16 protein-coding genes, 1 tRNA gene and 1 pseudogene are annotated in these 23,633 nt (G+C 33.3%); 4 read left to right on the top strand and 14 right to left on the bottom strand.

Going from position 1 to position 23,633, the window contains the following annotated elements:
• Window positions 1-66: 66 nt before the first annotated feature.
• The 8 genes from AC0L3M_RS09675 to AC0L3M_RS09710 form a co-directional block, all read right to left on the bottom strand.
• Window positions 67-1,857, bottom strand: a complete 1,791-nt coding sequence (locus AC0L3M_RS09675; RefSeq protein ID WP_292947676.1) for a cytochrome c oxidase subunit I — start codon at window positions 1,855-1,857, stop codon at window positions 67-69.
• Window positions 1,858-1,890: 33 nt separating this feature from the next.
• Window positions 1,891-2,967 (bottom strand): cytochrome c oxidase subunit II, encoded by a 1,077-nt coding sequence (locus AC0L3M_RS09680; RefSeq protein ID WP_145003652.1) that lies wholly within the window; start codon window positions 2,965-2,967, stop codon window positions 1,891-1,893.
• A gap of 30 nt (window positions 2,968-2,997) precedes the next feature.
• Window positions 2,998-4,377, bottom strand: a complete 1,380-nt coding sequence (locus AC0L3M_RS09685) for a quinol:cytochrome C oxidoreductase (protein WP_292947681.1) — start codon at window positions 4,375-4,377, stop codon at window positions 2,998-3,000.
• A gap of 26 nt (window positions 4,378-4,403) precedes the next feature.
• On the bottom strand, window positions 4,404-4,961 hold the full coding sequence (locus tag AC0L3M_RS09690; protein WP_186439213.1) for a c-type cytochrome: 558 nt from the start codon (window positions 4,959-4,961) through the stop codon (window positions 4,404-4,406).
• 9 nt (window positions 4,962-4,970) lie between these two features.
• Window positions 4,971-5,501, bottom strand: coding sequence for a DUF3341 domain-containing protein (locus tag AC0L3M_RS09695; protein WP_145003658.1), 531 nt, complete (start codon window positions 5,499-5,501; stop codon window positions 4,971-4,973).
• Between the two features lie 3 nt (window positions 5,502-5,504).
• Entirely contained in the window at window positions 5,505-6,962 is a 1,458-nt protein-coding gene (nrfD, locus tag AC0L3M_RS09700; RefSeq protein ID WP_145003661.1) for an NrfD/PsrC family molybdoenzyme membrane anchor subunit, read from the bottom strand.
• A gap of 32 nt (window positions 6,963-6,994) precedes the next feature.
• Entirely contained in the window at window positions 6,995-10,096 is a 3,102-nt protein-coding gene (locus tag AC0L3M_RS09705; RefSeq protein ID WP_473430598.1) for a TAT-variant-translocated molybdopterin oxidoreductase, read from the bottom strand.
• A 75-nt stretch (window positions 10,097-10,171) separates the two neighbouring features.
• Entirely contained in the window at window positions 10,172-11,479 is a 1,308-nt protein-coding gene (locus AC0L3M_RS09710; RefSeq protein ID WP_473432498.1) for a c-type cytochrome, read from the bottom strand.
• 212 nt (window positions 11,480-11,691) lie between these two features.
• Between AC0L3M_RS09710 and AC0L3M_RS09715 the strand changes: the two genes are divergently transcribed.
• Window positions 11,692-12,090, top strand: coding sequence for an SPOR domain-containing protein (locus tag AC0L3M_RS09715; protein WP_473430599.1), 399 nt, complete (start codon window positions 11,692-11,694; stop codon window positions 12,088-12,090).
• Between the two features lie 69 nt (window positions 12,091-12,159).
• On the opposite strand, the gene infB is transcribed toward AC0L3M_RS09715, so the two are convergent.
• From infB to rimP, 3 genes are read right to left on the bottom strand one after another with little or no spacing between them, the layout of a single operon-like run.
• Window positions 12,160-14,937: a translation initiation factor IF-2 gene (infB, locus tag AC0L3M_RS09720; RefSeq protein WP_145003671.1), complete on the bottom strand. Its 2,778-nt coding sequence runs from the start codon at window positions 14,935-14,937 to the stop codon at window positions 12,160-12,162.
• 39 nt (window positions 14,938-14,976) lie between these two features.
• The gene (gene nusA / locus AC0L3M_RS09725) at window positions 14,977-16,209 is read right to left on the bottom strand and encodes a transcription termination factor NusA (RefSeq protein ID WP_145003674.1); all 1,233 of its coding nucleotides are present in this window, start codon (window positions 16,207-16,209) and stop codon (window positions 14,977-14,979) included.
• Window positions 16,210-16,222: 13 nt separating this feature from the next.
• Complete coding sequence (rimP, locus tag AC0L3M_RS09730) at window positions 16,223-16,684, bottom strand: ribosome assembly cofactor RimP (RefSeq protein ID WP_473430600.1); 462 nt, start codon at window positions 16,682-16,684, stop codon at window positions 16,223-16,225.
• A gap of 162 nt (window positions 16,685-16,846) precedes the next feature.
• Here rimP and AC0L3M_RS09735 point away from each other — a divergent pair.
• A pseudogene (locus AC0L3M_RS09735) lies at window positions 16,847-17,673 on the top strand (universal stress protein).
• Window positions 17,674-17,723: 50 nt separating this feature from the next.
• Here AC0L3M_RS09735 and AC0L3M_RS09740 read toward each other — a convergent pair.
• A tRNA-Gln gene (locus AC0L3M_RS09740) sits at window positions 17,724-17,796 on the bottom strand.
• Between the two features lie 150 nt (window positions 17,797-17,946).
• Between AC0L3M_RS09740 and AC0L3M_RS09745 the strand changes: the two genes are divergently transcribed.
• The gene (locus AC0L3M_RS09745) at window positions 17,947-21,255 is read left to right on the top strand and encodes a glycosyltransferase family 117 protein (protein ID WP_473430601.1); all 3,309 of its coding nucleotides are present in this window, start codon (window positions 17,947-17,949) and stop codon (window positions 21,253-21,255) included.
• Window positions 21,256-21,882: a polysaccharide deacetylase family protein gene (locus tag AC0L3M_RS09750; protein WP_473430602.1), complete on the top strand. Its 627-nt coding sequence runs from the start codon at window positions 21,256-21,258 to the stop codon at window positions 21,880-21,882.
• Here the strand turns inward: AC0L3M_RS09750 and AC0L3M_RS09755 are convergent.
• Window positions 21,879-22,175 (bottom strand): thioredoxin family protein, encoded by a 297-nt coding sequence (locus AC0L3M_RS09755; RefSeq protein WP_145003689.1) that lies wholly within the window; start codon window positions 22,173-22,175, stop codon window positions 21,879-21,881. The two genes, AC0L3M_RS09750 and AC0L3M_RS09755, sit on opposite strands and share 4 nt — an antisense overlap.
• A gap of 53 nt (window positions 22,176-22,228) precedes the next feature.
• Entirely contained in the window at window positions 22,229-23,458 is a 1,230-nt protein-coding gene (locus AC0L3M_RS09760) for a metallophosphoesterase (RefSeq protein WP_473430603.1), read from the bottom strand.
• Window positions 23,459-23,633: the final 175 nt, after the last annotated feature.

The raw sequence follows: 23,633 nt of genomic DNA on the forward strand, positions 1-23,633 counted from the left end.
AAATATAAAGAAAAAGCCTTTCTGTTTTTACAGAAAGGCTTTTCAATATGATATTAGAATTAAAATCTAGTGTTGTAATTCTTCTTCTCCTTCTTTTAAAGGAACAATTTGTGGAACAAAATCATCATCATGTCCTGGTTTGCTATAGTCATAAGCCCATCTGTGAACTTCTGGTATAGCACCTGGCCAGTTACCATGCACATGTTCTACAGGTGTAGTCCATTCTAGAGTATTAGATCTCCATGGATTTTGAACAGCTTTCTTACCGTAAAATATACTTGAAAAGAAATTGTAGATAAATACAATTTGGAAAATACTACCAATAATAGCAAATAAAGTAATAACAACGTTTACACTAGCTAAATCATCAAATAAAGGAAAGTTAGTGTTTGTATAGTAACGTCTTGGTAATCCAGCCATACCTATAAAATGCATTGGAAAAAATACTCCGTAAGCACATACCGCAGTTATCCAAAAGTGTACATATCCTAAATTTTTGTTTAGCATGCGTCCAAACATTTTAGGGAACCAATGATAAACACCTGCAAAGAAACCGTAAAGTGCAGAAATACCCATCACTAAATGGAAGTGAGCAACTACAAAATAAGTATCATGAACGTTAATATCTAGTGCACTATCTCCTAAGATAATTCCAGTTAATCCACCTGTTATAAAAGTAGAAACTAATCCAATAGAAAACAACATTGCTGGATTCATTTGAAGATTACCCTTCCATAAAGTGGTTATGTAATTAAATGCTTTTACCGCTGATGGTATAGCAATTAAAAGCGTTGTAAATGTAAATACAGATCCTAAAAATGGATTCATTCCTGAAATAAACATATGGTGACCCCAAACAATTGTAGATAAAAATGCAATTGCTAAAATTGAAGCTACCATTGCACGATAACCAAAAATAGGCTTACGTGAGTTGGTTGCAATAATCTCTGAAGTAATACCTAATGCTGGTAATAATACAATATATACTTCTGGGTGACCTAAGAACCAAAATAAGTGCTCAAATAAAACAGGAGAACCACCTTGGTAATGCAATACTTCACCTTGAATAAATATATCTGATAAGAAGAATGATGTACCAAAACTTCTATCCATTATTAATAATAATGCTGCAGATAGTAATACTGGAAATGAAATAACTCCAATAATTGCTGTTACAAAAAACGCCCAAATTGTTAAAGGTAATCTTGTCATAGACATACCCTTAGTACGTAAATTAATAACTGTAACTACATAATTTAAAGATCCTAATAAAGAAGAAGCGATAAATATAGCCATAGAAACTAACCACATTGTCATACCTAATCCAGAACCACCTTGAGCCATAGGCAATGCACTTAAAGGTGGGTAAATTGTCCATCCTGCTGCAGCTGGTCCAGCTTCAACAAAGAAAGAACATACCATAATAACACTTGAAGTAAAGAATAACCAATATGAAACCATGTTTAAAAAACCTGATGCCATATCTCTTGCTCCAATTTGCAATGGAATAAGTAAATTACTAAAAGTACCACTAAGACCTGCTGTAAGTACAAAGAAAACCATTATAGTACCATGGATAGTTACTAATGCAAGATAAATATCTGCACTCATTACACCATCTGGAGCCCATTTACCTAATAAAGCTTTAAATAATGGATTTGATTCTTCAGGCCAAGCAATTTGCATACGCATCATGATTGACATTACTACTGCTATGATTCCCATGATAAGTCCAGTAATAAGATACTGCTTGGCAATCATTTTATGATCTTGACTAAATATATACTTAGTTATGAATGTTTCTTTATGATGATGACCATGATCGTCATGTCCATGTTCTTCTACGTGTGCTGACATAATCTAAAATCTTTAAATTTAATTTCTTGTTATTTAATTTTTTACTAATGAATCTACAAAAAGCTTTTGCTCTTTCATCCACTCATCATACTCCTCTTGTGTTTCCACTATAATTTTCATTTGCATGTTATAGTGAGACGTTCCACAAATCTTGTTACATAATAGTAAATAATCAAACTCATAAGGCTCTAAACCTTCTTTACCCTCAGCAATTAAAGATTGGCTCTTCTCTGTTCTGATTTTGTTGATATTAGCTACTTTATCTTGAATTTCTTGCGTTTCACGCATTTCAGCAGTAGTTTTAGAAGGAGTAAAACCAAACTGAGTAATCATACCAGGAACACAGTTCATCTGAGCTCTAAAGTGAGGCATGTAAGCAGAGTGTAATACATCTTGAGAACGCATTTTAAATAAAACAGGTTTTCCTACTACTAAATGTAACTCTTTAACGATTACATCATCTTGAGCATTAGGATCAGACTCATCCACACCTAATTCATTAGCTCTATTGATATCAATTAATCTAACATTAGCTTTACCTAAAGCATTATCAGGACCAGAATATCTAGCTTTCCAATTAAACTGTTGCGCGTATAACTCAACAATCATAGGATCTGATTCTTCATCAATATTCATGATACTTGTCCAGGTAAATAATCCTTGAATAATTAAACCTGCCAATACAATTACAGGTATAATAGTCCATATAGCCTCTAATTTATTATTGTCAGCATAAAACAAAGCTTTTTTACCTTTTTCACCTCTGTATTTAAAAGCGAAATAATGAAGCAAAAACTGAGTAATTGTTTGTACAAAGAAGATTACAATCATAGAAATGATCATTAAACTATCAATACCAGGTCCATGCTCTGAGGCAGAATTAGACATTAATGGTAAGTCTCCCCATTTAACAAAACATACTATTGTAATAACATAAATGAAGATTAAAAAACCTATCATTAAGTAACCGTTTATACGGTTATCGTTATCATTTGCTACTTGATTATTATCGTTTGTCTTACCTGCTTGTGTCAAATCAAAGATTTTAACCATTTGCCAGATTGCAACGAAAATAAATACTAAAACTAAAATTGATAAGAAAGTCGTCATTGTTATCGTTCTTCTTTATTTTATTTTTTATTAATAATGGAAATGTTCACTCTCTTTGATGAACGGATTTCCTTTAGCGATTAGAGGCTGTTTAGATATTGCATAAAACACAATAAACATAAATAAACCAGCGAACAATAAAATTGCTCCTATTTCAGGCATACCAATAAACCATCTATCTCCAACCGTAGCTGGCATAATCATGTTGAATATATCAATATAGTGTCCTGCTAAAATCACAACTCCAGCCATAATTACAAACCAAGGAATACGCTTATAGTCACTGTTCATTAATAGTAAAAGAGGGAATAGGAAATTCATAGCTATCATTCCGAAGAAAGGAAGGTTATAATCTTCAATTCTAGTTACAAAATAAGTTACTTCTTCTGGAATGTTTGAGTACCATATTAACATAAATTGAGAAAACCATAAGTATGTCCAGAAAATACTAAATCCAAACATAAACTTAGCTAAATCGTGAATATGACTATCGTTAACTTGTTGTAATAATCCTTTAGATTTTAAGTAGATAGTAATCATTGCCATTACTGTAACAGCACAAACCATCATTCCTGCGAATACATACCATCCAAATAATGTTGAAAACCAGTGAGGGTCTACACTCATAATCCAATCCCATGACATCATCGACTCAGTATAAATAAAGAATACTAAAAATGCTGCAGCAATACGAAATGATTTTTTAAAATTACTTCTATCACCTTCAGGAGCTTCATCTTGCGCTAATGAAAATTTACGAGCAAAAAATCTATATAGAGACCATCCACCAATAAAAACTAAAGCTCTAATAACAAAACCAGTTGTATTTAACCAAGCTGACTTACCAGCTACTAATTTATCAAACTTATCACTCTCTGGATTTACCATTTCGGGATCCATCCATATAAATATATGATCACCAGCCCAAACAGCTATAGCAACTACAATTAATGCTCCAGGTAATACGTAATAAGTAATACCTTCCATTACTCTAAATAATAAAGGAGACCAACCTGCTTGTGCAGCAAACTGAATAGCATAAAATGCTAGAGCACCTAAAGCAATCATCATAAAGAAAAATGCAGCAACATAAAGCGCTGAATAAGGTCTATTATGAATTTGATGCATTACATGTTCTGCATGCTCATCTCCATGATGTGCGTCTGCCTCAGCATGTGAAGTCTCTTCACCATGAGAATCTGTCATAACATGAGACTCAACTTCATGAGTATCAGTACTAGTTGCATGGCTATCACCATGAGCACCATGACTTGCTTCTTCTGCTAACATCGTTTTAACGTTATCTAAAGTAACGTGATGAGACGAATAATAACCTGTTCCCCATAATCCAGCTCCTACAATGATTAGGATTAGTGAAACTAATTTTAGTCTATTTGAAAGTGTGTACATATCTATATATAAACTTTATCTAAATCTTATTTTTCTAAGTCTGCCTTTAATTTCTCAACATAGGCAACAACTTGCCAACGTTCTTCCTCGCTTAAAAAGTTAGCGTAAGATCCCATTGAGTTTTTACCATAATACATTACATGATAAATACTACCTGTATTAATAGCTCTACCTACATCGTCATAACTTGGTACTCCAAGAATTTTCTCTCTTTTAACCAAATTACCTTTACCGTCACCTTTATTACCATGACATATACCACAATAAATGTTGTATAATTCTTTAGCTCTTGGCTCATCAAATTGAGTAGAATCTAAAGGCGATTTAAGTTCAGCTTTAGCTAAATCATAACCAGCAATGTCATTTGTATACTCAAAAGGTGTATAACCTCTAGGTATAGTACCATCTACAGGTAATTGGGCTTCAACTCCGTTTGCAAAAGCATCCGACTCTTGGTAAGCATCATACGCCACAGACTCATACATGTTTGGCATGTATTGATAATTTGGACGAGAACTCTTATTACAAGAAGTAAACGAGATTGCAATTAAGGCTATTATTGATATTTTAATTAAATGTTTCATTCTATCTAATTAATGTGCTTTATCTACTACGTTAATTTCAACTGCTCCTGTTTGTGATAATAGACTTTGCAATTCAACTTCATTGTTATGAATTGGAAGTTCCATTAAGAAATGGTCATCAGTTGTTCTAGGATCTGGATTTTCAGCTTTTTTAAAAGGCCACATTTTACTTCTTAAATAAAACGTAATAACCATTAAATGGGCAGCAAAAAACACTGTAAGCTCAAACATAATTGGTACAAAAGCTGGCATGTTTTCTAGGTAACTAAAACTAGGCTTTCCACCAATATCTTGAGGCCAATCTTCAATCATAATGAAATTCATCATTAAAACTGCTACTGTTAAACCAACACAACCGTACAAAAATGCACATATAGCTAAACGTGTTGGAGCTAATCCCATCGCCTTATCAAGTCCATGGACCGGAAAAGGTGTATATATTTCTTCGATTTGATGTTTTGCAGCTTTAACTTTTTTAACTGCGTTCATTAACACATCGTCGTCGTTATAAATAGCGTGAATTACTTTTGAAGCTTCCATATGCTACTTTAAGTTTTTTGATTCGTTATTATTAACCTCAGAAGTTCTGGCATCAGATCCAGTACCTACTAAACTATCTCCTCTTTCTCTGATGTTTTTGTAACGTTGCCCCGAAGATTTCAAAATAGTTTTAACCTCTGCTTGAGCTATTACTGGGAATGTTCTAGAATACAATAAGAAAAGTACGAAGAAGAAACCAATTGTTCCAATAAAAATTCCAATATCGACAAATGTTGGTGAGAACATCGTCCAAGAAGAAGGTAAATAATCCCTGTGTAAAGATGTCACGATAATTACAAAACGTTCAAACCACATTCCTATGTTTACTACAATCGAGATAAAGAAAGAGAACATGATACTTGTACGTAGTTTTTTAAACCACATAAACTGTGGTGAAAATACGTTACAACTCATCATCATCCAATATGCCCAAGCATAAGGACCAGTTGCTCTGTTCAAGAATGCGTATTGTTCATATTCTACACCAGAATACCAAGCAACAAACAACTCAGTTATGTAAGCCACACCAACGATAGATCCTGTAAGCATGATTACAATATTCATTAACTCTATATGTTGCACTGTAATGTAGTCTTCTAAGTTACATACCTTTCTCATGATGATAAGTAACGTGTTTACCATAGCAAATCCTGAGAAAATCGCTCCTGCCACAAAATATGGAGGAAAGATTGTTGTATGCCAACCAGGTATAACAGATGTTGCAAAGTCAAAAGATACAATAGTGTGTACTGAAAGTACTAAAGGAGTTGCTAAACCAGCAAGTACAAGAGAAACCTCTTCAAAACGTTGCCAATCTTTAGCACGACCTGTCCAACCAAAACTTAATAAACTATAAATTTTCTTTTGGAAAGGTTTGATAGCTCTATCACGTAACATTGCAAAATCAGGTAATAATCCAGTCCACCAGAAAACTAATGAAACCGATAAATACGTTGAAATCGCAAATACATCCCAAAGCAATGGTGAGTTAAAGTTTACCCATAATGAACCAAATTGATTAGGAATAGGTAATACCCAATACGCTAACCATGGACGACCCATGTGGATGATTGGAAATAAACCAGCTTGAACTACCGAGAAAATTGTCATTGCTTCTGCAGAACGGTTAATTGCCATTCTCCATTTTTGACGGAATAATAAAAGTACCGCAGAAATTAATGTTCCTGCGTGACCAATACCAACCCACCAAACGAAGTTAGTAATATCCCAAGCCCAGTTTACTGTTCTGTTTAGACCCCAAGTTCCGATTCCTGTAGAAACGGTGTATATAATACAACCTATTCCCCAAAGAAAAGCTACAAGTGCGATAGAGAATACAATCCACCACTGTTTGTTAGCCTTACCTTCTACAGGTGCTGCGATATCTACAGTTACATCGTGGTAAGATTTCTCACCTGTAACCAAAGGTCTTCTAATAGGTGCTTCGTAATGAGACGCCATAATCCTTTATAATTGTTTATTAATTAATCTTTTTATGCTTCTTTCGTGTTTCTCACTTTAGTATGATACTGAACATTAGGTTTAGTACCAACACTTTCTAATAAGTGATACATACGATCGTCTTTTAAAAGTTTTGCAACTTTACTTTCCTTATCGTTAATATCTCCAAATATCATTGCTCCACTACTACATGCAGCTGAACAAGCTGTTTGGAATTCTCCGTCTTTAATCTCACGTCCATCGCGCTTAGCGTCAAGAATAGTCTTTTGTGTTTTTTGAATACACATAGAACATTTTTCCATTACACCACGAGAACGAACAGTAACATCGGGATTAATTACCATACGACCTAAATCATTATTCATGTGGTAATCAAACTCGTCATTTCCGTTATATAAGAACCAGTTAAAACGTCTTACTTTATACGGACAGTTGTTTGCACAATATCTTGTACCCACACATCTGTTGTATGCCATATGGTTTTGACCTTGTCTACCGTGTGCTGTAGCAGCAACAGGACATACAGTCTCACATGGAGCATGATTACAATGTTGACACATTACTGGTTGGAATGCTACTTGTGGATTATCTGCAGGATCTTCTAATTCTCCAAAACCTCCTAAAGAACCATTATCTCCAAATAAACCAGAGAAACCTTCTTTTTTAGCATCATCTTCAGCAAATGTATCTTCGGATGAATAATATCTATCTATACGTAACCAGTGCATATCACGACTACGTCTAATTTCTTCTTTACCAACTACTGGTACGTTGTTTTCAGCATGACATGCAATAACACAAGCTCCACAACCTGTACAAGCATTTAAGTCAATTGATAAATTAAAATGATGTCCAATTGAGCGGTCAAATTCATCCCATAAATCAACCTCAGGAGATGTAACCGGAGTTTCTTGGTGATTTAAAGATACCATAGGAACTTCATTCCAATAGTGCTTATCTTTAGTATTAAAAATCTCTAAAGTAGTTTCTTTAATGATATCACCACGACCCATCAATGTGTTTTGTAACTGTACACATGCAAATTCATGCATTCCAGTTGCAGGCTCGATAGATACGCTTTGTACTGTATTAAAATCTTTATAAAGTGTAAAAGCATTTACACCTGTTTTCATTTCATCTTTAAGACCAGCAGATCTACCATATCCAAATGCTAAACCAACAGATCCTTTTGCTTGACCTGGTTGAATGATTACTGGAACATTAGATAAAGTAGTATTACCTAACTTAAGATTAACGTAGCTACCATTTAAAGCTCCTGTAGAATCATTTTCATTGATAATATTCCAAGCTTGAGCATCAGATTTAGAAACCGTTAAATAGTTATCCCATGATGTTCTAGTAATTGGATCAGGAAACTCTTGTAACCAAGGGTTATTGGCCTGTTGACCATCACCCATTCCAACTTTAGAATATAATGTTAATTCTGTACCACTAGTTTTTACACTTGAAGCTAATGCTCTTGCTGCATTGCTAGCAGGTAATTCATCCTGAGCAATCTCTTCCATTACTTCTTCAACCACTGGCATTGAACTAACAAAGGATCCATCATGTAAAGCTTGGTTATAAGAACTACCATTAAGAATAGTCTCTTTCCAAGTTGCTTTAATATAATCATTTAATGAACTACTATTGTCGTTCCATTTTAATAAAACATCTTGAAACTGTCTTGTATCAAATAAAGGTCTGATTGTAGGCTGCATAAGTGCAAAATGACCTTTCTTTAATTCAACATCACCCCAAGATTCTAAATAATGAGGTGTTGCTGCTATATATTGTGCAACTGAAGCAGATTCATCTTCTTTTGAAGTGAAAGCAACAGATAAACTTGTATTTTTAATTCCCTCAGCAAATTCTGAAGCGTTAGCTAAAGTATACATTGGGTTAACACCACTCATAATAATAGCACCAACCTTACCTGCTTTCATGTCAGATATTAAAGTTTGCACTGATTTATTATTTCCTTGTCGTGTTTTGATAGGTGTTTTAGGATCAAAAGCCTTACTACCTAGTTTTTTATTAATTTCTAAAGCAACAGTTTGAGCATTCACATCTTGAATACCTGTAACTAATACACCATTGCTACCAGCTTTAATTAACTCAGAAGCTGCTTTTTGAACTGCCTCCTTAATTTTAGCAGGTAAATCATTAGCATTAACCGAACCGCCAACAATTAAACTATGTAATTGCGCTAAAGCAAGTTTTTGCTGAGAAGGTGTTACAGGCACACGTTTGTCAGCATTAGCTCCTGCTAAAGACATATTAGCCTCAAACTGAATGTGACGTGACATTTTACCATCAACAGGAATACGTCCTTTAGCATAAGCAGAGTCAAAACCACCACCTTGCCAATCGCCTAGAAAATCTGCTCCTACTGAAACAATAGTCATTGCTTTAGAGAAGTCATAATTAGCTAAACCACGCTCACCATACATTGCTTGGTAAGCATCTAAAGCTGCTGACTCTGAAATGGCATCATAAACGACATGATTTACGTTGCCATATTTTTCAGTAAACTCTGCAACTAATTTAGAAGTGGAAGGACTAGCATAAGTTTGAGTTAACAAAACAATTTGCTTACCAGAATTCTTAACGTTATTTAATGCTGATGTAGTTTCAGAATCGAAATCTGACCAAGAAATAGAGGCACCACCTTTTTTAGGTCCTTGTACTCTAGTACTATCATATAAATCTAAAACCGAAGCATTAACTCTAGCATTTGCACTACCATTAGTAGCAGCTAAAGTGTTGTTTTCAATCTTAATTGGACGACCTTCTCGAGTCTTAACTAAAACACTTGCAAAATCAAAACCATTAGCTATAGTTGTTGCATAGTAATTGGCAACACCAGGCACAATTCTGTCTGGTTGTACTACATAAGGTATAGACTTAACTACTGGTCCTTCACAGGCTGCTAAAGAAGCAGCAGCTGTACTAAAACCAACATACTTTAAGAAATCACGACGTGTTGTTGAAGAAGCCTCCAATGTATCCTTATCACCTAAGAACTCATCAGTAGGAATTTCTTGAACAAATTCGTTTTGTTTTAGCGTCTCAACAATAGAACTATCTTTTAGCTCCTCAACACTTTTCCAGTATTTCTTGTTTGATGACATATTATATAATTGAATTTATTTCTTTATTAATTATTTTAAGGTTTTCCAATTTAAAGGAAAAGAAAAATCTTGTTTTTAGTAATGACATTTACCACATTCTAAACCTCCCATTTGAGCTGCAGTAAAGTTATCCTTACCATACTTTTTGTAAAGTTGCTCATGGATTTTAGTGTAATATGCATTGTCTTTAACTTTCACATCTGTTTCTCTGTGACAGTTAATACACCATCCCATTGTTAAAGGTGCATGCTGATACATAATTTCCATTTCTTCAACAGGTCCATGACATGTTTGACATTCAACACCTCCAACCACTACGTGTTGCGAGTGATTAAAATAAGCAAAGTCTGGTAATTTATGAATTTGAATCCATTTTACTGGAGCTGTTTTTCCTGTGTACTTTTGTTCTGCATCATCCCAACCAACTGCATTATAAAGTTTTTTGATTTCAGCATTGTAATCCACTCCATATTCTGACAATCCTTCAGCTTGCGTCTCGGCAGCAACTTCATAAATAGATTTATGACAATTCATACAAACATTTAATGAAGGTATACCTGAATGCTTACTAACTCTAGCAGAAGAGTGACAGTATTTACAATCAATACCATTTTCACCTGCGTGAATTCTATGTGAATAATGTATAGGCTGAATTGGCTCATACCCTTGATTAACTCCAACTTGCATAAAGAAACCGTAAACAAAATAAGCACTAGCTAACAATAATACTACTACTGAAACTAAAACTAAAAATTGATTTTGAACAAATGCTTTCCAAATTGGTGTACGCTTTGTAGTCTCAGACAACTCAACACCTTTTGCTTCAGCAAAATTACGAAGTGTCTTGTTAACTAAAAATAAAGCACCAGCTAACAATGCGAATAAAACACCTAATGCTCCTAAAATTATTTTATTAGAAATACCTCCTTCAGAAGTCGCATTAGACGAACCAGAAGCAGTAGGATCACCTGCAGCCACAGGAGCAGCAGTTGGCTCTGTAGCAGTATACGCTAAGATGTTATCAATATCAGCATTAGTAAGAGTAGGAAACGCACTCATTGCAGCACCATTGTACTCATTATAAATCTTGTTTGCATACGCATCTCCAGATTTAATAAGTCCTGCACTATTTTTTATCCATTTGTACAACCATTCTCTATCTAAACCTTCAGTATCAGCTAAACGAGATTCTACTTTACGTAAAGCAGGACCTGTCATTTTTTTGTCTAACTTATGACAAGCTATACAATTGGCGTTAAATAAAGATTTACCTGCAACTGCGTCGCCTTCTTGAGCGAACATTGAGGTTGAGAATGCTAGTAAAAAAATTAAGCTTAAACGAAGATAGTTACTACTTAACTTACGGTGAATCACCTGTTTCATATTATATATTGAATTTACTTCTAAACTTTGGTATGATTTTTTCATTGCTGCATATTGAATACAGTTAGAAAAACGTTACGCAAAAGTAATACTTAAAGTCGATTTTTAAAATCTTAAAGAAGTCTTAATTGCTAATTTAGATAAATTCTAAATAATAAATTGAGTTACTTTTTAGTTTAATACATTTACATTTGCATTAAATACTATTAAAAATGAAAAAAACACAATTTAAAGCCATTTGCTTAACTTCCTTAATTACAATATGTTTTTCAGCATTTAGTATGGCACAAAGCGGAACAGTCGTCCTTAATGAAGATCCTGCTATCTCTAAATTATTAGATATAAAAAAGGAAATGAATAAAGATGACAAAAATAGTGATCGCTATAAAATACAGATATATTCAGGAAATTTAGGTAGTGCAGAAAGCATGAGATCTAAGTTTGGAAATAGCATTGGAAACATAAGTTCTCAGCTTGTTTTTGAGACTCCTAACTACAAAGTATGGGTAGGTAGTTTTAGAACACGTCTAGAAGCAGAAAGAGCTTTAGTAGATGTACAGAAGAAATTTGGTGATGCCTTTATATTTAAACCAAAAAAAGAAAAAGACTAAATTTAGTTAGTTTTAAAACATAAAAAAAGCGATTCAAATGAATCGCTTTTTTTATAACTAAACTTAAATCTATTTAAGTTTTTTCTTAACTTCTACTTCATGGAAAGCTTCAATAACATCTCCAATGTTAATGTCATTGTAGTTCTTAATTTGCATACCACAATCGTATCCTTTAGAGACTTCTTTGGCATCATCTTTAAATCGCTTAAGCGAATCTAAAACACCTGTGTAAGTTACAACTCCATCACGTATTAAACGTATTTGAGAGTTTCTAAATATTTTACCATTCATTACCATACAACCTGCAATAGTACCAACTTTAGAAACTTTAAATATTTCTCTAATTTCAGCAGTACCTGTAATCTCTTCTTTAACTTCTGGAGATAACATACCTTCCATTGCGTCTTTAAGATCATTTATGGCATCATAAATAATAGAATATGTTCTAATATCAACTTCTTCTCTATCTGCAATCGTACGTGCATTTCCAACAGGACGTACATTAAACCCAATAATAATGGCATCTGAAGCTGTTGCAAGTAATACATCACTTTCAGTAATAGCACCTACACCTTTATGCAGAATGTTTACTTGAATTTCTTCTGTAGACAGCTTCTGGAACGAGTCAGTTAATGCTTCAACAGAACCATCCACATCTCCTTTAAGGATAATATTAAGCTCTTTAAACGTACCTAAAGCAATACGACGTCCAATTTCGGCTAACGTTAATGTTTTAGTTGTTCTTACATCTTGTTCACGTTGTAATTGCGTACGCTTAGTTGCAATTTGCTTAGCTTCACGCTCATCTGCAAATACGTTAAACTTATCACCTGCTTGAGGTGCTCCGTCTAAACCTAATACAGATACTGGTGTTGATGGTCCAGCTTCCTGTACATCATGACCACGCTCATCTTGCATCGCTTTAACTTTACCACTATTTTTACCTGCAAGTACATAATCACCTACACGCAATGTACCAGCTTGAACTAATACTGTAGACACGTAACCTCTACCTTTATCTAAAAAGGCCTCAACTACGGTTCCTACTGCTGGTTTATTTGGATTAGCTTTAAGCTCTAATAATTCTGCCTCAAGTAATACTTTTTCTAATAATTCTTTAACACCTGTACCTACTTTTGCAGAGATATCATGAGACTGGATTTTTCCACCCCAATCTTCTACAAGTAAATTCATTTGTGCTAAACCTTCTTTAATTTTTTCTGGATTAGCGTGTGGCTTATCAATCTTGTTTATTGCAAACACAATTGGTACACCTGCTGCTTGTGCATGAGATATTGCTTCTTTTGTTTGAGGCATAATATCATCATCTGCTGCTGCTACAATAATAGCAATATCTGTAACTTGAGCACCACGAGCACGCATCGCTGTAAAAGCTTCGTGACCTGGAGTATCTAAGAATGCTATTTTTTGACCATTATCTAATTGTACACCGTAAGCACCAATATGCTGCGTAATACCTCCTGACTCTCCTGCAATTACATTTTCTTTACGAATGTAATCTAATAGAGAAGTTTTACCATGATCTACGTGTCCCATAACAGTTACGATTGGTGCACGTGGTTCTAAATCTTCTGGCTTATCTGCAACGTCTTCTATTGAAACATCAATATCAGCAGTAACAAATTCTGTTTTATATCCAAACTCTTCTGCAACGATCGCAATAGTTTCAGCATCTAAACGCTGATTCATTGTTACCATCATCCCTAAAGACATACACGCTGAGATAATTTGTGTTACTTGAACATCCATCATCGTAGCTATTTCGTTTGCTGTAACAAACTCTGTAACTTTAAGTATTTTGCTTTCTGCAGCTTCTATTTGTTGATCAATTTCTGATTGCTCTCTATGTTGATCTCTTTTCTCTCTTCTGTACTTAGCACCTTTACCTTTAGAAGATTTACCTTGTAATTTTTCTAAAGTTTCACGTACTTGTCTTTGTACTTCTTCCTCACTTGGTTCTGCCTTTACAACAGGACCTCCTGATTTACGACCACCTGGTTTTTTACCTTTGTATCTGTCGTTACCACCTCTTGAAGGTGATGAAGACGTTCTATTATCTCCTGGTTTAGATATACGACGACGCTTCTTCTTATTTGCGTTATCATCTTTTTTAGGATCTTCTTTTTTCTTTTTAGGCTTGTTAAACTGAGATAAATCAATTTTCTCTCCTGCAATTTTAGGACCAGAAAGTTTAGTATACTTAGTTTTTAAAGTCTCTTCAACAGGCTCTTGAGGTTTCTCTTCTTCCTGTGGCTTAGCGACTTCCTTTTTAGGCGTAATAGCAGGCTTAGCTACTACTTTAGAATCTGGTTTAGATTCTGTCTTAGCTTCAACTTTAGTTTCAACCTTAGGCGTTTCTTTAGCTTCTGGAGTTTTCTCAACTTTAACAGGCTCTTTTTTAGGCTCAGGAACTACTTCTTCCTTTTTAGCTACTTTTTTACCCGAATCTAAATCTATTTTGCCAACAGTTTTAGGTCCAGAAAGTGCCTTAGAAGCTTTGATAACTTCTTCCTCTTTTTTGAGCTGAGCAGCTTTAGCTGCCTTAACAGCTTCTTCTGCTTTTTGCTTTTCTTCTAACTCCTTTTCGCGTTTGATACGCAGCTCTTCTTTTTCTTTATTCTTCGCTTCGTTAACTTCTTGAGACGCCATTTTTTTGCTAGCATCTTTTTGAAATTCATTTGAAAGAATACTGTACGTTTCCTCTGAAATTTTGGTAGTCGGACGCTTCTCAACCTCTACACCCTTAGAATCTAAAAATTCTACAGCGCGATCAAGAGAGATGTTAAGCTCACGTAATACCTTATTTAATCTAATTGTTTCAGCCATAAATTGCCTTTAACCTAATTTCTTTTTTTCAAATATATGTTAATCTTCGAACTCTTCCTTAAGAATTCTAATAACATCTAAAATTGTTTCTTCTTCTAAGTCAGTTCTTTTGACTAGATCTGCCACATCTTGCTCTAAAATACTTTTTGCTGTATCTAGACCTGCTTTACTAAATTCTTTGATAATCCAATCCTCTATTTCATCAGAGAATTCTCTTAACTCTACATCTTCCTCAGCTCCTTCTCTTAACACGTCAATTTCGTAACCTGTTAATTGACCAGCTAACCTAATGTTATGTCCACCTCTACCAATTGCTTTACTTACTTCTTCTGGCTTTAATATTGCTTCTGCACGTTTGTTTTCTTCATCAATCTTGATTGAAGTTACTCTTGCAGGACTTAAAGCTCTAGTAATATACAATTGTAAGTTGTTAGTGTAATTGATTACATCAATGTTTTCATTACCTAATTCACGAACAATACCATGTATACGTGATCCTTTCATTCCGACACAAGCTCCAACAGGATCAATTCTATCGTCGTAAGAGTCAACCGCTACTTTAGCTTTTTCTCCAGGAATACGAACTACATTTTTAATTGTAATTAAACCATCAAATACCTCTGGTATTTCTGATTCAAAAAGTTTTTCTAAGAACTTTGGTGATGTTCTAGACATTATAATTGTTGGCTTATTACCTTTAAGCTCAACACTATCAATAACACCTTTTACATTATCTCCTTTTCTAAAAAAGTCAGAAGGGATTTGCTTATCTTTTGGTAATATGATTTCGTTTCCTTCATCATCTAACAAAATTACAGCTCTGTGACGAATATGATGTACTTCTGCTGTATATAAATCTCCAACTAATTCCTGAAACTGCTTAAATACGTTAGTATTATCATGTTCATGAATTTTAGAAATTAAATTTTGACGCAATGCTAAAATTGCACGACGACCTAAATCTATTAATTTAACCTCTTCAGACACATCCTCTCCAACTTCAAAATCTGGCTCGATTTTTCTTGCTGCTGTTAACGAGATTTCTTGATTAGGTTCTTCAACTTCACCATCTGCAACAACAACACGATTTCTCCAAATCTCTAAATCTCCTTTATCTGGGTTTATAATAATATCAAAATTATCGTCATCTCCAAATTTTTTCTTCAATGCATTTCTAAATACATCTTCCAAAATAGCCATTAAGGTGACACGATCTATTAATTTATCGTCTTTGAATTCTGAAAAAGATTCAATTAACGCTATATTTTCCATAACTCTATTTGAATTAAAATTTTATTATAACTTTTGCTTCTACAATATCTTTGTAAGCAATATTTTCTTTTTTGTTTACTGTAACCTTACCCTTACCTACTGGTTTTGGCTCTCTAGCCTTCCATTCTAAAGTAATTTCATCCTCATTAGCCTGGGTTAAAACACCTTCAATATTTCCAGTACTTGTTTTAACACCTAAAGTTCGTCCAACATGTTTTGGATATTGTCTTGGTAATGTTAAAGGAGCAGCTGCACCAGACGACATAACCTCTAACGCAAAGTCATGTTCTTCTCTATCAATATTATGCTCGATAGCACGACTAATAAACATGCAATCTTCAACTTTAACACCTTGATCTCCATCAATAATAATATTAATAGCATTCTCTCCATTAACACTAAAATCTATTAAAAATAAATCTTTGCGCTCTGTTAAGGCTTCCTCTAGTAAACTTTTGACTGTATTTATAAACATTTTTAAGTATAAAAAGAGGGGACTTTTAGTCCCCTCAATTTCAGTTTTTCTCTTGCAACGCTGCAAAGATACATAATTTTATTGATTTTCATAACTTTTTAAAAGTCATTTTTTATTACTAACTTTATAATAAGTTCTTTATTAACCATCTAAATCAACATTATGAAAAAACTACTAGTCCCAACTGACTTCTCCACTGAAGCAGAAAATGCAGTTAAAGTTGCTGCTCAATTAGCAAAAAAACATAATTGTGAACTAATATTATTGCACATGTTAGAGCTTCCTTTAAACCAATTAAGCACTAATGGTGGCACTCCTGCTGATTTACCTGAGGCTGTTTTTTTATGAAATTAGCACATAAGGAATTTGAAAAAATACTTGATAAAGACTATTTAAAAGGCATTACGGTTCATGAAGCAGTAGATTTTAACGAAATTTCTAAGGGTATTCTTGAAACCTGTAAAAATCATGATGTCGATTTAATTGTCATGGGATCTCATGGTGCAGAAGGACTTAAAGAACTTTTTATTGGATCTACCACAGAAAAAGTTGTTAGAACCTCCAACACACCTGTTCTGGTTATTAAAAACGAACATGACAATTTTGATATAAAAGAATTTGTGTTTGCTTCAGATTTTAAAAATGACAACAAAGAAACTTATGTACAAGCGGTAAAACTAGCTAACCTTTTTGAGGCTAAAATCCACTTACTTAATGTTAATACACCAAGTAACTTTACAACAACAGCAGCTTCCAAAGTTAGAATGAGAGATTTTATAGCCAATTCAACTTTTGATAATTACACGATAAACATATATAACGACGAAACAATTGAAAAAGGTATATTAAATTTTTCTAGAATAATAGATGCCGATTTAATAGGAATTAGCACACATGGACGACAAGGCATTGCTCACTTTTTAAACGGTAGCATTAGCGAAGATTTAGTCAATCACGCTAAACGACCAGTCATTACTTTTAAGATATAAGCAAAGTGTATTAAAATAAAAAAGCTTCCTAAAAAAGGAAGCTTTTTTTGTTGGCCCACTAGGTTTCGAACCTAGACTCTTTGGTACCAAAAACCAACGTGTTACCAGTTACACCATAGGCCAATCTCGTAATGAGGATGCAAATTTAATACAATTATTTATTCACGCAAACATTTTTTAAAAAAATTTAAATTAAAACTTAACGTTAACTTAAAAACCGTGTCTGTTTGATAATAATTACTAAATTCGCAACACATAATAAACCTATAATTTATGATGACTTTTAACTTTAAAAAATGGAACTTAATACTTAGTTGGTTCGCTTTTTTAATTGCTCTTATCACTTACACGCTTACTGTGGAACCTACCGTAAGTTATTGGGATGCTGGAGAATATATCTTAACCTCTTCAAAATTACAGGTTGGACATCCACCAGGAGCACCACTATTTCAGATGTTTGGAGCAGTGTTTTCAGTGTTTGCTTTAGACCCTTCACAAATTGGTTATTTAATGAATATGATGAGCGCTGTATCTAGTGCTTTTGCTATTTTATTTATGTTCTGGACAATTATTTTATTGTTAGAAAAAATAATTGGACAACCAGAAAAACTTGAAAAAGGACAACAATTTGCCATTTTAGGTAGTGCTTTTGTAGGAAGTTTAGCATTTGCCTTCACGGATTCATTTTGGTTTAACGCTGTAGAAACCGAAGTTTATGCTATGGCTACTTTAATCATGACTGTCATGTTTTATTTAGGTTTACGCTGGGAAAAAGACATGCATAAACCTAGAGGTAATCGCTGGTTAATTCTTATAGCCTTTGTTGTAGGTCTTTCTTTTGGAATTCACTTTATGGGATTATTAACCATTCCTGCAATTGGCTTAATCTATTATTTCAAAAACTATAAAACAATAACAATTAAAAATTTTATAATAGCCAATATTGTATCAGTTGCTGTATTGTTATTTGTATTTAAATTAATGTTTCCAAATGTATTAAGATACTTTAGTGCATTAGAATTATTTTTTGTTAATCAAATAGGATTGCCTTTTAATTCTGGCTCAATAATAGCAGGAATATTACTTGTTGCAGCATTTTATTACGGACTAAAATATACACGAGCTAAAAAATTATACCATATAAATACAGGTATTATATGCTTACTATTTGTATTAATAGGTTCTTCAACTTGGTTAATGTTACCTATTAGAGCAAACGCAAATGTTGTTATTAATGAAAACAACCCTTCTAGTGCTAGAGAACTTTTGGCTTATTATAATCTAGAACAGTATCCAGAAACACACTTATTTTACGGACCATTATTTACTGACCAATACACTGGTTTAGATGAAAACGAACCGTATGTAGATGATAAACCTAAATACGAAAAAGACGAAACAGCAGGTAAATACATTATTGTTAACGATTATAAACGTGCTAAACAAAACTTTAACTCTAAACAAGCGGCTATTTTACCAAGAATGTGGAGTGGCGAAAATGCAGAAAACTACATGCTGTTTACTGGCTTTTTGGAATTTAGTCTTAAACCAGAATACCAAGGTGAAGAGCGATTAGTACAATCTATGATTGACTTTAAAAGTGATGTTGCTAAAGGTGCAATTGATTATGAAGATTATCATAACTTTTTAAAACAATTTGGACAATTTATCAATATTGAAAAACCATCACTAGCTAGTAATATCTCATACCTATTTGAATACCAACTAGGTTATATGTATTGGAGATATTTTATGTGGAATTTTACTGGTAGACAAGATGACTTACAAGGTCGCTATGACCAACATGGTAATTGGATTAGTGGTGTTAAATTTATTGATGAGTGGCATTTAGGACAATCTCAAGATAATCTACCAAGTGATGTTGCCGATAATAAAGGTCGCAATACGTATTTTTTCTTTCCATTAATTTTAGGATTAATAGGCTTATTTTTCTTATTCAATAAAGACAAAAAATTATTTTGGGTTACCTTGGTATTTTTCTTATTTACAGGATTAGCAATACAAGTATATACCAACGTTAGACCTTTTGAGCCTAGAGAACGTGATTACTCAGTCGTAGGATCGTTTTATGTATTTGCACTATGGATTGGACTTGGTGTCTACGCTATTTTTGATCTATTAAAAAAATACGTATCAAACAAAGTATTAGCTCCAACTATTACTTTAGCGTGCTTACTATTAGTACCTGTTATAATGGCGTCTCAAAACTGGGATGACCATGATAGATCAGGTAAGTATACAGCTTTAGCTATGGCTAAAAAATACTTAGATTCTTGTGGAGAAAATGGTATATTATTCTCCATTGGTGACAATGATACATTTGCCTTATGGTATGCACAAGAGATTGAAAACTATCGTACAGATGTGCGTGTCGTAAACACTAGTTTATTCCAAACGGATTGGTATATAGATCAAATGAAGCGTAAAGCTTATAAGAGTGATCCTATTCCTTCTAGCTTAACCCACGATAAATATAAGCATGGAACAAGAGAATATTTAATGAAACGTTTACGTTCTAAAGACACTTTAGACATTGCTACATTTATGAATTTTATAACTAGTGATGATCCAAAGACAAAACTTAAATATGCTTTACAACAAGAAGGAGAAGATTACACGCAATATCCTCAGCAATTTTTAAATGCTAACTATTTTCCTGTCGAAAACATCAGAGTACCAGTAGACAAACAATCTGTTTTGGCTAATGGTATTGTAAAAGCAAAAGATAGCGACTTAATAGAAGACTATGTTGACATAACAATAACTGACAATGCCATAACAAAAAACCGTCTATTAATGCTTGATATTGTTGCTAGTAACAATTGGGAACGACCTATATACTTTACTGGTGGAGCTTTTGGAAACGATGACTACATTTGGATGAAAGATTACTTACAACTTGATGGTATGGTCTATAAACTAGTCCCTATAAAAACACCTGTAGCTAGAGCAAATCCATTTGATATGGGACGCTTAGATACAGAGTTTATGTATAATAAGGTTGTTAATTGGGATTGGGGAAATAGTGGAAGCGATAAAATTTACCATGATCCAGAAACTAGAAGAAACTCAATTACATACAGAGGAAACTTAGCAAGATTAATTGAAAATTTAATTAATGAAAATCAATTAGATAAAGCTGAAGAAATAGCAGACATAGCTATGAAAAATATGCCTGTTAATAAGTATGGTCATTACACATTATTAGAGCCTTATATTAGTGCCTACTATGAAGTTGACAATCAAGATAAAGCTAGACAACTTTTTACAGAAGTTGCTACCAAATATCAAGAAAATTTAAAATACTACAGTACCTTAACTAGAGATAATCAAGACAACAACTTTACTGAAATACTTACAGATATTGAGCGCTACAAAGCTTTAGTAGATGTTTTAGTTGAATATGACAGAGAATTTGCCAAAAAAGAATCTATGACTTTTACTAACTATCTAGAATTGTTTAAACAATATTATGATAGCGAGCCTGAGCCAGAAACTAATCCTGCACCAACAGACAAAGATTTTTTACAGCAATTAGATACTGTTTTAAAAAGCGAATAGATGCCTGTTTTTCCTGCAAAAACACCAAAATTAATACAACGCCTTTTTCCAAAATACATTTGGAAAAAGGCGTCTTTGTCTAAGACTATTTATTTAACTTTTGATGATGGTCCTACACCTAAAATCACACAATGGACTTTAGACCTTTTAAAAAAATACAATGCGAAAGCTACATTTTTTTGCATTGGAGATAATATAAAAAAGTATCCAGATATTTTTAAATCTGTTTTAAATGATGGTCACACAATAGGCAATCATACCTTTAACCATCTTAAAGGATGGCATACAGACACTAATAGTTATGTAGCAAATGTTGAAAAAGCACAACAGTTAATTGATGCAGACAACAAGCATCTGTTTAGACCTCCTTTTGGGAAAATCAAACGTAAACAAGCCAATCAATTAATTAAAAAAGGTTATAAAATAGTAATGTGGAGTGTTATATCTTACGACTGGGAAGTCAAAGTTACACCAGAACAATGCTTACAAAATGTTATAAAAAATAGTGCTTCGGGAAGTATTATCGTATTTCATGATAGCATAAAAGCTTCAAAAAACATGCAATACGCACTACCTAAAGTTTTAGAGTATTTTAGCAATAAAGGCTATCAGTTTAAAGCGCTTTAAACAAATTGCTGTACAATACTTATTAAAGTATTAGCATCTTGTTCGCCACTTTGACGCCATTTCATTTCTCCATTTTTATAGATAATTAAAGTTGGCAATCCTTTGACACGTAAAGCTTCGGATAGTTCTTGATTTTTGTCAACATCTATCTTTATTACTTTTGCCTTATCACCTAGTGCTGCAGCTACATCACGTAAAACTGCGTGCATGGCTTTTGATGGTTCATTCCACTCTGTAAAAAAGTCTAACAGTACAGGAATTTCGACATCTATTAATTCTCCAAATTTTGACATTTGATTTTCAGTTTAGTTCAAACTAGTCACTAAAATATAACATTTAGTTGTAATTAAGCAATTTGCGTCCCTTTTTTAAGTTCTATGACTGTTATTTCTGGCCAAATTCCTACACGTCCAGGATAAGCTAAATAACCAAAACCTCTGTTAACGTTAATGTATTGACCTTTTTCTTTATAGATTCCTGCCCAATGTTTATAACGCCATTTAACAGGACTCCATTTAATCCAACCCGGAATTTCTATTCCAAACTGCATGCCATGTGTATGCCCACTTAACGTTAAGTGATAGTGATTACTATGGTCTATTACCTGTTCTGCCCAATGTGAAGGATCATGCGATAGCAATACCTTAAAATCATCCGAGGCAATATTATTTGACGCTTTATCCAAGTCTCCAGCTTTTTTAAAACCACCTATTCCCCAATTTTCTACACCTACTAATGCTAATTTTTGTCCATCTTTTTCAATGTAACGACTTTCATTTAATAATAAATCAAAACCAATCTCTTTCTGGATAGCTATTAATTCATTTAAATTATCATGTTTATCTTGCTCTGTTGCCCAATCTACATAATCACCATAATCATGATTTCCTAATACAGAAAACACACCATCTTTTGCTGTCAGTTTAGAAAAGGTGTCTTTCCAATCATACATTTCGGATGCTTTATTATTAACCAAATCTCCTGTAAACAATATAACGTCTCCTTGTTGCTTGTTTACTAAATCAACAGCGTAATTAATTTTCTCTTTATTATCAAAACTTCCAGAATGGATATCACTAATATGTGTCATTTTATAGCCATCAAACGCGTCTGGTAAATCTTCAAAATGTAATGTGTATTTTAAAACTTTATAATTGTATCGTCCTTGATACATACCATAAAGCAACGAAGCAAATGGTATTGCTGCCAGACCTAATCCAATTTGGCTTATAAATTTACGTCTAGAGGGTAGATAAAAGGATTCTTTAGTAATAAAATATTTATCATATAGGCTTATAAATGATCTAATAATGTCCTCTCCTATTAATATAGGAACAAGCACTAAATTAAAAGCCATAAAGGATAGCAAAAAACCAATAGCATAACCTCTACCTCCTGATATCACTCTACCTTCGGATGGTGACGCAAATTGATACACCATATTTAAGGCAACAACAAGTGCTATTGCAAAAAACAAATAATGTATCCAACTTGATTTAAACACTGTTTTAATAGCCTGAAAACCATAAACAGTTAATAATATATATAAAAGTGAAATAATAATTAGACGTGTCATAACTTAGTTTAGACTACAAATTTAACTAATATGACACTCAATTATCTTAGCAATTTGTTAAACGTTTTGATTTTTAATTCTTTATGCTATGTCCTTTTAATTATAAAAAGGTGATTTATTATTTTATATTTTCTGTTTTAATTAAAATTAAAGAAGCCTGTAAATCCAAGTCTGT

The organism is Olleya sp. KJ81-1 (genome assembly GCF_055808135.1).